General features: G+C 33.6%; 8 protein-coding genes. 7 read left to right on the top strand and 1 reads right to left on the bottom strand.

Going from position 1 to position 11908, the window contains the following annotated elements; genetic code table 11:
• Window positions 1-449: 449 nt before the first annotated feature.
• The 6 genes from A194_RS18150 to merA all read left to right on the top strand — a co-directional run bounded on the left by A194_RS18150 (window position 450) and on the right by merA (window position 10211).
• The gene (locus tag A194_RS18150; protein WP_337442980.1) at window positions 450-3731 is read left to right on the top strand and encodes a restriction endonuclease; all 3282 of its coding nucleotides are present in this window, start codon (window positions 450-452) and stop codon (window positions 3729-3731) included.
• A 5-nt stretch (window positions 3732-3736) separates the two neighbouring features.
• Window positions 3737-5122 carry a type ISP restriction/modification enzyme gene (locus tag A194_RS21195; protein WP_337442979.1) on the top strand — a complete coding sequence of 462 codons (1386 nt, stop codon included), beginning with the start codon at window positions 3737-3739 and terminating at the stop codon, window positions 5120-5122.
• 234 nt (window positions 5123-5356) lie between these two features.
• Window positions 5357-7186 carry an ATP-dependent nuclease gene (locus A194_RS0110205; protein WP_157783050.1) on the top strand — a complete coding sequence of 610 codons (1830 nt, stop codon included), beginning with the start codon at window positions 5357-5359 and terminating at the stop codon, window positions 7184-7186.
• Between the two features lie 475 nt (window positions 7187-7661).
• On the top strand, window positions 7662-7934 hold the full coding sequence (locus tag A194_RS0110195; RefSeq protein ID WP_017186746.1) for a hypothetical protein: 273 nt from the start codon (window positions 7662-7664) through the stop codon (window positions 7932-7934).
• A 219-nt stretch (window positions 7935-8153) separates the two neighbouring features.
• On the top strand, window positions 8154-8546 hold the full coding sequence (gene merR, locus A194_RS0110190; protein ID WP_017186745.1) for an Hg(II)-responsive transcriptional regulator: 393 nt from the start codon (window positions 8154-8156) through the stop codon (window positions 8544-8546).
• Between the two features lie 24 nt (window positions 8547-8570).
• On the top strand, window positions 8571-10211 hold the full coding sequence (gene merA, locus A194_RS0110185) for a mercury(II) reductase (RefSeq protein WP_017186744.1): 1641 nt from the start codon (window positions 8571-8573) through the stop codon (window positions 10209-10211).
• A gap of 131 nt (window positions 10212-10342) precedes the next feature.
• Here the strand turns inward: merA and A194_RS0110180 are convergent, their stop codons facing one another.
• Window positions 10343-10981, bottom strand: coding sequence for a recombinase family protein (locus A194_RS0110180; RefSeq protein WP_017186743.1), 639 nt, complete (start codon window positions 10979-10981; stop codon window positions 10343-10345).
• A gap of 328 nt (window positions 10982-11309) precedes the next feature.
• Here A194_RS0110180 and A194_RS18145 point away from each other — a divergent pair, with 328 nt between their 5' ends.
• Window positions 11310-11534: a TlpA family protein disulfide reductase gene (locus tag A194_RS18145; protein WP_017186742.1), complete on the top strand. Its 225-nt coding sequence runs from the start codon at window positions 11310-11312 to the stop codon at window positions 11532-11534.
• Window positions 11535-11908: the final 374 nt, after the last annotated feature.

Raw genomic sequence — 11908 nt, 5'->3', positions numbered from 1 at the left:
ACGCATATTAATGGGGACGATTATGAGGGTTTGCTATACGATACTGTACAGGAGTTATAGAAACAAAATGCAATAAGACTATTACCTGAATTAGAACGCAATATATTGCAATATGTTGAACAAGTTGAATTAGAAATTGCCGAGAATTCAAAGGATCTAGAAGAATACATGTTTATAGTAAACAGTTAACACCTGCTGAAAGGGCAGCTAGACAATTTAATCTCAGTACAGAGGAAGTAATAGATACTTTACAATCAGCGACAGAAAAAGTTAGAAAGCTATTAGTGAAAAGTTAGTTTAATATAAATTGATAAATTAAAAATCTTTAAAACTCCACCATTTTTGATCGTGAGGGTTTGTAGGTAAAATGTCATCTCAGATATTTTATATTATTTGGTTGGTTTAGATTAGTTTCGACTATAGACGTGGTAAGGAAAGGGGATTTAAGTATGGAAAAGTCACACACAAGCTTTGTAGAATTGATTCAAGAGATTGACAATGTAGAACGTGAACAGAGGGATAGAGGAACACTTTTTGAATTGTTAACTATAACTTACCTATCCCATGAACCAATCTATAATCGAATGTTTGATGCTGTTTGGACATTGAATGAAGTACCTGTAGAGTATAACATCCCTAAAGTAGATACAGGTGTAGATTTAGTTGCGCGAAAACGTGATAACGGTGATTTGGTTGCCGTTCAGTGTAAGTTTTACTCGAAAGATACGAACATTCAAAAAAGACATGTTGATTCGTTCTTAAATGAATTAGGAAAAAGTTATTATGCAGAGGGGTTAATTGTGACGACCACAGATAAATGGAGTCATAACGCTGAGACTGCTTTAGAAGGTCGTGACAAAAAAGTATATCGCCTATCGTTATCTGATTTAGCTCATAGTCAAATAGACTGGTCAAGTTTCTCGTTTGAAAAGCCTAAAAGCGTTGAATTACAAGCGAAGAAAACGCCAAGACCACATCAAAAACCAGCTATTAAAGCTGTTGTAAATGGATTTGAAAAGACAGACAGAGGAAAGCTAATTATGGCTCCGGGAACAGGCAAAACCTTCACATCCATGGCCATCGCTGAACAATTAGCTTCAAAACAAGAACATAAGCCATTTAAGGTTCTTTATTTTGTGCCGAGTATTCAATTGTTGTCACAAACTGTTCGTAGTTGGAACGCTGATATTCATGGTGATATGGAAACAATAGCTGTATGCTCAGACCGAAAAGTCACAAAACAAAATCAAGGCATGGAAGATATAGGCTCAGTTGACTTAGGTTTTTCTGCAACCACGAGTTCAGAAACATTACTCTCTTACCAACAAACAATTGAACAAAAACAATCACCAGACATAATTGCTGTATTCTCTACTTATCAATCAATTGATGTGTTAATTGATGCTCAAAAACAGGGCTTTTATGAATTCGACTTAATTATTTGTGACGAAGCTCACCGCACTACAGGTGCAACCGAACAACATCAAGAAGAATCGCACTTTGTCAAGGTTCACAGAAACGAAAACATTCGAGCGCAAAAACGGTTATATCAAACGGCAACACCACGAGTATATGGAGAAGAAGCTAAACAAAAAGCCGACAATAAATCGATTGTCATTGCAGATATGAATGATACGTCAATATTTGGAGAAGAGTTCTATCGAATTGGCTTTGGTGATGCCGTTCATAATGATATTTTAAGTGATTATAAAGTGATGGTATTGGCTGTTGATGAGGAAATGATTGCCCGACGTTTTCAGACTATGCTAGCTCATGACAATGGATTAGAGTTTGATGATGTTACCAAAATCATCGGTTGTTGGAATGGCTTAGTAAAACGAAATGGTCAATCAAATCAAACATTAGGCGACCCGATGAAACGTGCAATTGCTTTTACAGGAACAATTGACGATTCGAAAATGATTACGGATATGTTCTCGAATGTTGTTGAAGAGTATTTGAACGAATTAGATGAAGAAAAACAATTCCATATCGATATTCAACATGCTGATGGATCTATGAATGCTATTGAGAAAAATACCAAAATCGATTGGCTTCAATCACATGTATCTGACAATACATGTCGTGTTTTGTCGAATGCACGTTTTTTAACGGAAGGTGTAGACGTACCAGAACTTGATGCGGTTATGTTTTTACAACCACGACGATCTAAAATCGATATTGCTCAAGCCGTTGGGCGTGTAATGCGTAAAGCAGAAAATAAAGATTACGGCTATATTATTTTACCGATTGGTATTCCGGCTGGAGCGGATGAAACCAATGTACTTGATAATAACGAGAAATATCGTGTTGTGTGGGATGTTTTAAATGCGCTACGTTCTATAGATGAGCGTTTTGATGCGACAATTAATAAGTTAGAATTAAATAACAAAAAACCAAAACAATTAATAGCTTCTAAAGTTGGAGACGCACCTAATGATGGATTAGAAACACCTCATGAGACACGCGAATATCAAACAGAGTTAGATTTGTATGGGGATGAAGACCTATCTGACTTAGAACGTGCAATATATGGCAAGATTGTCCGAAAGGTTGGTAATGTACGTTATTGGGAACAATGGTCAGAAGACGTTGCTGAAATTGCTCGGAAACACATAATGCGCATTAATGTTATGTTAGAAGATGAAAACAGCGAGGCATATAAAGAGTTTGGGACGTTTGTCACAAGTTTAAGAAATAATATTAATTATTCCATCACAGATACCCAAGCAATCGAGATGTTAGCGCAACATCTAATCACCAAACCAATTTTTGAAGCATTGTTTCATTCGAATAGTTTTGTTCTTAATAACCCAGTTTCAAAATCAATGGAATCTATTTTAAATGTATTAGATAAACAAGGATTTATGAAGGAACAGGAGAGGTTACAAGATTTTTATGATAGTGTTCGTGCCCGTGCTGAAGGGATTGATAATTTAGAGGCTAAACAAAAGATAATTGTACAACTTTATGAAAAGTTTTTTAAAGTAGGTTTTAAAGAAACGACTGAACAATTAGGTATTGTTTTCACACCAGTGGAATTGGTAGATTTCATTATCCATTCAGTTGAAGATGTGTTAGAAAAACATTTTAATAAATCATTATCAAGTAAGGGTGTGCACGTTTTTGATCCCTTTACAGGAACAGGAACATTCATTACTCGTTTATTACAAAGTGGGTTTATTCCCAAAGAGGATTTGCTTCGTAAGTATACACAGGAACTTCATGCAAATGAAATTGTGTTATTGAGTTATTATATTGCAGCTATAAATATTGAAGAAACATTCCATAGTTTAGCAGAAAGTGATTACCAACCATTTGAAGGAATTGTTTTAACCGATACTTTTGAAAGTATGGAACGTAGGGATTCTCTAGTAAGTGAATTATTTGATGAAAACAATGAACGTTTGAAAAAACAACAAGAAGAATCCATTTTTGCAATAATTGGGAATCCACCGTATAAAGCTAGACAAACTAATGATAATGACAATATACAAAAAAGCAGTTACGCCAAACTTGATGAAAGTATAAAAAATACCTATGTAAAGCATTCAAACGTTGTAAATAAAAACACATTGTATGACCCTCTTGTCAGAGCTTTTCGGTGGGCTACAGATAGAATCGGCGATCAAGGTATTATTGGGTTTGTCACAAACAGTGCTTTTATAAATGCTCCTACAACTTCAGGAATTCGTAAAAGTTTTTATGAAGACTTCAACATCTCTATATAATAAATTTGAGAGGAGCAGTTAGAGGTCGTTCAGGGGATGATGCCAAGCGTGAAGGACAGAGTGTATTTAATATATTAACAGGTGTTGCTATATGTATACTTATAAAGGATGGTTCGAATAACCACGAGATTAAGTATTATGATATTGGTGATTACTTGTCAAAAAAAGAAAAATTAGATAAGATAACTAGCTTTAAATCGATAAAAAATATCGAATGGTCTAACATTATTCCGGACAAAAACAACGATTGGTTAAACCAACGGGATGAAAAATATTTAGAATTTGTACCTATGGATTCAGTAGAAGAAGGTATTTTCAACACTAAATCCCTTGGTGTAAGTACTAACCGTGATACGTGGGTTTATGGCTTTTCTAAAGAGCAAGTCAAAAAGAATGTTCATATAATGATTGACAATGTAAACTCAGAAATGGATCGATTGAAAGGCATTGAAGATAAGGATGAGATTGTTTCAAAATTAAATGCTGACCCTAAATTTGTTAGTTGGAGTCGAGGGCTTAAACAGTTATTTTTAAAGGGTGAAAAAATAACTTTAAATCCAAAGGAGTTAAATGTTCATGTATACCGTCCATTTACAAAGAAGTGGTTATACTATGATAAAAATGTTGTTGAAATGTCTAGGAAGTTCAGGAAAACTTTTGGTGAGAATAATAAAGTTATAGTTGTTCCTGGCAATGGCTCTAGAAGAAATTTCTCATGCTTGATGGTTGATGCGATTCCAGATTTGAATATTTTGGATGCAGGGGCACAAGGTTTTTCACTATATAATAAGGAAATGGTTTCAGACTTATTAGAGGATGACAGTAATATATCAACAAATGCCTCAAATAGTTTCGGATTGTCCACTGATGATATCTTTTATTATACTTATGCTGTATTGCACTCAAAGGATTACCGTGAAAAATATGATAATGATTTAAGGAAACAATTACCCCGTATTCCAAAGTTGAAAAATAAAGAAAAGTATGTTGATATTGGTCGAAAGTTAGCTCATTTACATCTTAATTACGAATCGGTATCACCGTATGACGGTGTGAAAATTGAAGGGAAGAAAACCCCGTCCTATAAAGTTACAAAAATGAAACACCCTAGAAGGGACATGTTAGATAAAATTATTTTCAATGAGGACATCACAATTACAAATATACCTGAAAAAGCATATCAATATATAATAAATGGACGGCCAGCAATAGAGTGGGTTATTGATCAATATCGTGTTAAGAAGGACAAAAAATCAGGAATTGTAGATGACCCTAATGATTATTCAGATGATGAGAAATTCATTTTAAATTTACTTTTAAGGGTTATTAATGTTTCGGTGCAAACTGTTGATTTGATTGATGAATTGCCACAATTAGAGATTGATCAATAATTGCAAAATTGTAATACGCCTTGGTATTAATCTGAAAAGTAAACTTTATGCTTTTTGATAAGTTCATAATTGACTTAATTCTTACTCTAAACTTTTCGAGGATAAGTCCTATTATAATGTGATTATGGCAGCAGTTGCTAAAGAATTATATAAAGAATTGAGAAGTGAATAAACACAACTAAGAGACATGCAATTTTTTATGTGCATGTCTCTTTTTATAAAATCCGTAAAGGAGTGATTAAAATTAGAATAACATCTATCAAAGTAAATAATTTTAAATCATTTGGAGAGATAAAAAATGCTCTAATTTTAGAAAAGGATGTTACAGCGATAATCGGAAAAAATGAATCAGGAAAAAGTAATTTGTTAGAAGCAATAGGTTTACTCCCATTCCTTTCATGGAGAAAGGGTATTCGAGATTATTATGAAAACAATAGAAATCTAATAAATAATAAGGGAATAGAGATATCATTTAAATTCTTATGTGATGAACTAAACCCAAATGAATCACAATTAGTATTTAATAATACCAAAACTGCAAATATATCGGGTGAAATATCAGAAATTTTATCCAAAAATAAAGTGTTAGCTATTGAGTCAAAGCGGTTAAAGGGATTTATCGATAAAAAGCAATTATGGAATATTGATAGCAAAGAAGTTGATAAATTTAAAGACGTAATAGAACCACTTGTTAATGTGGGAGACAAAGTATTGCTTAATTTTGATAGAAATATCAACTTTATTAGAGGCAAGGTAAAGAAAGAGTATCAAAATAGTAAAGACGTATATCAGGTTATAGACAAGATTTCAGAAATTTTAAGAGAAGAATACAAAAGGCTACCAAGAATTATTTATTTGGAAGAAGTTCAAGAACTTCAATATGAATACGATTTTCAAGATATAGAAGATATATTCAAAGCTAGAAATAATGTTTTTTATAGATTACTTCAAATTAGTAATATTACGAAAAAAGACTTGGATACAGCTTTTCACTCAACAAATGAAGATTACAAACAAAATACTAGAGAAGAGTTAGAAGAAAAAATAAATTTTGATGCACTAAGAGACTTTAATGATTTTTATACACAAGAAGATATACAATTTAAGGCTAGATTTGATGGTCAAAAACTTAAATTTTCTCTTAAATCAGGTCAAGGTAAGAGATTGAGTATCACAGAAAGAAGTGACGGCCTAAAATGGTATTTGGGTTTATTTATTGAACTGAAATCACTTAATTATTTCAGCGAACCATCATTAATACTAATAGATGAGCCGGGGGTTCATTTACATGTTAATGCCCAAAAGGAAGTATTAAAGTTCTTTGACGATTTAACATCTAAAGGACATCAAATTGTATATACAACACACTCACCCTTTATGATAAATAATGATAATTTGATGAGTGTTAGACCAGTAAGTAAAGATTACCTAGGATATACTGTAATATCAAAAAACTTTTACGACCAGGAACTATCAAGTGATTCTAAGATGGAAACACTATCACCCTTAGTTAATGCTATAGGTATGGATCTGAAGTTTAATATAGGACCAAGTTCGAATAAAATAAATATTATAACAGAGGGAATATCAGATTATTATTATTTAAGTGCAATGATAAAGTTTCTTGATATTGATGAAGATATTTGCATAATTCCTTCAACTGGTGCTAGTAATATTAATCGGTTAGCGTCAATATTAATTGGTTGGGGATATGAATTTAATATTGTTTTGGATTTCGATAAAGAAGGGTTAAAGGAATTTAAAGTATTAACGGAAGATTTAGACTCGTCATTAGAACCTTTAATACATTTTGTTGATTCTGACAAAGAAATTGATCAAGATGAAATGACAGAGAACCCTGTGACAATAGAAGATATTATTGCACAAAGTGATATTAGTAAACTAGTGACAAAACCAAATGAGGACAAAGTTGTAGCCTCTAAAGAGTTCTATACTAGAGTCTTAAATGGAGAAGTTATTCCAGAGGATAGTACCCAAGAAAAATTTAAGGCGTTAATTGAGAAAATGGTTTCTAATTCTTTTGATAGACCAATAGTAGTTTAAAGTTATTAAAGATAATTTATGGAAGTGGTTAATTACTTACGAAAAAGAGTCAAAACTTAAAACAATAGTTATACATGCGTAAAGCTAAAGTAGATAGTTTTGGCTCAATGAAAATGATTCTTTTCTATCAAAAGTGGAAATTTATACAAATCGAACGGGGGCAAATGCAAAAAATACAAGCTTGTAATTTTCAACACTTGGACAGGGTGTTTTTGTAGATATTATTCACGCTGGAAAGTCACAAAATTATGCAATTTAAAATTACAGCTAAAATGTTGGTACAATCAACTTTGTTTGAATTCCACCCCTATATATCGCTAGTGAATACCCCCTGAGTGAATATAGTTTTGCTATATTCACTCAGGGCTATTATATAGTGTTAAAATACTTTTTTTAAGCAAGTGAAATAAGATCGTGTTGAGATGTTTACCTAAAAAAGAATACTGTTTATTAGTTGTAAGTTAGGAGGGACTTCATGAGAGATGTCCATCGTATAAGAAGAATTATGCAAATGTTAGAAGACATTTGGAGGCACTTCCCTGATTGGCGGTTTAATCAATTAGTGTCGAATTTACAGCATATGTATTCAAATAAACATAATAATTTTGGTAAAAGGAAAGTGCTTGAAAAAGATGGTGAGAGTGATGGTGTTCCGGTAAGTTATGTAGATTTATTTTACTTGGAGGATGATCAATTGGAAAAGTTTCTAGAAGAAGCTCTTGAAGAATTGAATAGGAGGAAGAGATGATAAAAGGGGTCTTCGGAATATATAGTGGAATTACTTTTTTAATAGTTTAAAACAACTGGTGTTTAAATCGGATTTTCTAGTGGGATGTTAGGACAATCAATAGTATTATAAAAGTATCAATCACATACGAGTGATACGTTGGGAAAAAAATAAAATAGTCCAATTTACTTGACCGTGTACTATGGTACACGGTTTATAATATTCATGGGGTGAAATAAGATGATTTACCGCATTAGTGAGTTTGCAGAAAAATGTGGCGTTAATAAAGAAACGATTAGATATTACGAGCGAAAAAATTTACTACAAGAACCTCACCGAACGGAAGCTGGTTATCGGATATATTCATATGATGACGTTAAGCGTGTTGGGTTTATTAAACGAATACAGGAACTTGGATTTTCTTTAAACGAGATTTATAAATTACTTGGTGTTGTAGATAAAGATGAAGTTCGTTGTCAAGATATGTTCGAATTTGTTTCTAAAAAACAAAAGGAAGTTCAAAAACAAATAGAGGATTTAAAACGAATTGAAACTATGTTAGACGACTTAAAACAACGATGTCCAGATGAAAAGCAATTACATTCGTGTCCAATAATAGAAACATTAACATGAGAGATTAACGAAAGGGGCTTTATTATGAATAAATTTAAGGTAAACATTCAAGGAATGACCTGTGCGGGTTGTGAAAAACACGTTGAATCAGCACTTGAAAAGATAGGTGCTAAAAATATTGAGTCTAGTTTTCGTCGTGGTGAAGCAGTATTTGAACTACCCAATGATATTGAGGTTGAAAGTGCAATAAAGGTGATTGATGAAGCAAATTACAAAGCCAGAGAAATTGAAGAAGTATCGTCACAAGAAAACGTGGCGTTAAGTAATGAAGACAATTATGACCTTCTTATTATTGGTTCTGGTGCTGCTGCCTTTTCATCGGCAATTAAAGCTATAGAATACGGTGCAAAAGTTGGAATGATTGAGTGTGGAACGGTTGGGGGAACCTGTGTGAATATTGGCTGTGTTCCGTCAAAAACTCTTCTTAGGGCAGGGGAAATCAATCATTTATCAAAAGACAACCCGTTTATAGGTTTACAAACATCCGCTGGAGAAGTGGATTTAGCTAGTTTAATCACGCAAAAGGATAAATTGGTGAGCGAACTTCGGAATCAAAAATATGTGGATTTAATTGATGAATATAATTTTGATTTAATTAAAGGTGAAGCAAAATTCGTTGATGCTAGTACGGTTGAGGTCAATGGGGCAAAGTTATCTGCAAAACGCTTTTTAATTGCAACAGGTGCATCTCCTTCGTTGCCCCAAATTTCAGGACTTGAAGAAATGGACTATTTAACTAGTACAACACTTCTTGAGTTAAAGAAAATACCAAAACGATTAACTGTAATTGGTTCAGGATACATTGGAATGGAGCTTGGACAACTATTTCATCATTTAGGTTCAGAAATAACGCTTATGCAAAGAAGTGAGCGACTTTTAAAGGAGTATGATCCTGAGATTTCAGAGTCAGTTGAAAAAGCGTTAATTGAACAGGGTATAAACCTTGTCAAAGGGGCAACTTTTGAGCGTGTTGTACAAAGTGGAGAGATAAAAAAGGTTTACGTAACAGTAAATGGCAGTAAAGAAGTTATTGAATCAGATCAGTTACTTGTTGCCACTGGAAGAAAACCAAATACGGATTCTTTAAATTTAAGTGCGGCAGGTGTTGAAACCGGAAAAAATAATGAAATCCTGATCAATGATTTTGGTCAAACAAGTAATGAAAAGATTTATGCAGCAGGAGATGTGACGTTAGGACCGCAATTTGTATATGTAGCAGCCTATGAAGGTGGAATTATTACTGATAATGCTATCGGTGGGTTAAACAAAAAAATAGATTTATCGGTAGTCCCTGCTGTTACGTTTACGAATCCAACGGTTGCAACGGTTGGTTTAACAGAAGAACAAGCAAAAGAGAAAGGGTATGATGTGAAGACATCTGTATTACCTTTAGATGCTGTTCCAAGAGCAATTGTAAACCGTGAAACAACCGGTGTATTTAAACTAGTAGCAGATGCAGAAACACTAAAAGTATTAGGGGTTCATATTGTATCTGAGAATGCAGGAAATGTCATCTATGCAGCATCATTAGCTGTTAAATTTGGCTTAACGATAGAAGATTTAACAGAAACCCTAGCACCATATTTAACAATGGCTGAAGGGCTAAAATTAGCTGCACTTACGTTCGATAAAGATGTTTCGAAATTATCTTGTTGTGCAGGCTAAGGGAACTTTTTTTACAATTCCCTATTCAAGTGAACCAGCTAATAGGGGTAAAGGTAGCATCCGCTGATTTTGCCGCCATTTACCCTTAAATCAGACATAAGTGGTGGTAGCACCAAAATTAAAGCATTGAGCTAGGTAATCTTTGCTTCTTTAAATTCCCTCATGATTTTATAAAACGTGTTTTTCTTTAGTTCTAACATATCCATAAACATGACGCCTGTTATGTCTCCATTTCTCCATTTTAGATGGTTGTCTTCTATGATCTGTAGCTGTTTCTTGCTCAAATTGGAAAGGTTCATTTGCGGTCGCCCTAAATGTTTCCCTTGAGACCTAGCCACTTCGATCCCTTCAGCTTGTCTCTGGCGAATTTTCTTTCGTTCTTGATCCGCAACATACGAAAGCAAAGATAAAAATTGATCTTCCATTAACTGTCCCATCTCACCCATCTCACGGAACTTACGGCTGTCAAATAAAGATTCATTCTCTAATACGACAATATCTGCTTTTAATTCTCTTGTTATGTATTTCCATTCTGAAATCACTTCATCATAGTTACGTCCCAAACGATCAAGCGCATCCATATAGATGATGTCTTTTTCATTAAGAACCTTGCGCAGTAATTGATATTGGGGTCGCTCAAAATTTTTCCCACTTGCTTTGTCGACAAAAATGCGACGTGCCTCAACGCCCCTTTCTAACATTTTGTGCAACTGGCGCTGTTCATTCTGATCTTTAGAACTTACCCGTATGTATCCATAGGTAGCAACCATTTTTATCCCCCTAGAGTTTTTGTTACCACTCATTATAAGTTTTCTGTTTATAAAGGTAAACGGTAAAAATAAACGTTTATAAAAAATTTTATACCACATTTATAAACTTGATATGACGCATTTTTATCACTGCGTTCTTCCTCTCCATAAAGGTATACCTTTATAAACTTACAGTATATGATGAATTGCTGCACTCGACTGAGTAGCAGTTGCTCTCGGTAGGTGGTACTTTAGCCTTCTAAATTACTAATTTTTATAAACTGCTTGATCAAGTCCATGAACAGTATAACGATCAAGACATTGAAGTTATTGCTGTAAACATGGCTATATGGCTACATTTGAACGAACACTTGACGAGGCGACAAAATTCTTAGAGGAAAACCCGGTAAGCATGCCCATTATTTTCGATGATGAAGGAGAGATGGCAGAGATCTATCTTAACGAAGGACTGCCAACGACTTTCTTTATAAATGAGGATGGGATTGTTGTTGATAAGGTCGTCGGTGAAGTGACGAAAGAAATGATTGAAGAGAGGATTGAATATTTCTTATAATTCTGTTCCGATATATAACGTATTTAGTTTGTACGATCAGCGTAAGTGAAAAACTATTAGTGTTAATAGAAAGCGAATTAACTCCGATGAAGGATCTTTAAATTAAGGGATGCCTAAAACAGGTCTCCCTTTAATTTCGCACACACATTATGATGATCATTTAAATATATGATTGACAAAAGAGTTGCGGTGATCATAAAATAAAAATATAATCAAATGATCGTTTGAATGTGAGGGGAGAACATGGAAACAAAACAAAGGAAAGACAATCATGATCAATGTGAAATTTTTTGTTATGACGAAGAGAAAGTGAACAGGTTATCGAAAAAAATCGAAAAGGAAAAAGAAGAATTTACGTCAGTCGCAGATATGTT

Origin of the sequence: Alkalibacillus haloalkaliphilus C5, from assembly GCF_000269905.1 — a bacterium.
GTDB lineage: Bacteria > Bacillota > Bacilli > Bacillales > Alkalibacillaceae > Alkalibacillus > Alkalibacillus haloalkaliphilus_A.
Note: the sequence above shows the minus strand (reverse complement) of the source record. Positions and strands in the feature narration are given on the sequence as shown.

Coding starts and splice junctions, on each gene's coding strand:
- A194_RS0110195 (WP_017186746.1), top strand. CDS start 7,662: ATGAGAGATGTCCATCGTATAAGAAGAATTATGCAAATGTTAGAAGAC.
- A194_RS18145 (WP_017186742.1), top strand. CDS start 11,310: ATGGCTACATTTGAACGAACACTTGACGAGGCGACAAAATTCTTAGAG.
- A194_RS0110180 (WP_017186743.1), bottom strand. CDS start 10,981: ATGGTTGCTACCTATGGATACATACGGGTAAGTTCTAAAGATCAGAAT.
- merA (WP_017186744.1), top strand. CDS start 8,571: ATGAATAAATTTAAGGTAAACATTCAAGGAATGACCTGTGCGGGTTGT.
- A194_RS18150 (WP_337442980.1), top strand. CDS start 450: ATGGAAAAGTCACACACAAGCTTTGTAGAATTGATTCAAGAGATTGAC.
- merR (WP_017186745.1), top strand. CDS start 8,154: ATGATTTACCGCATTAGTGAGTTTGCAGAAAAATGTGGCGTTAATAAA.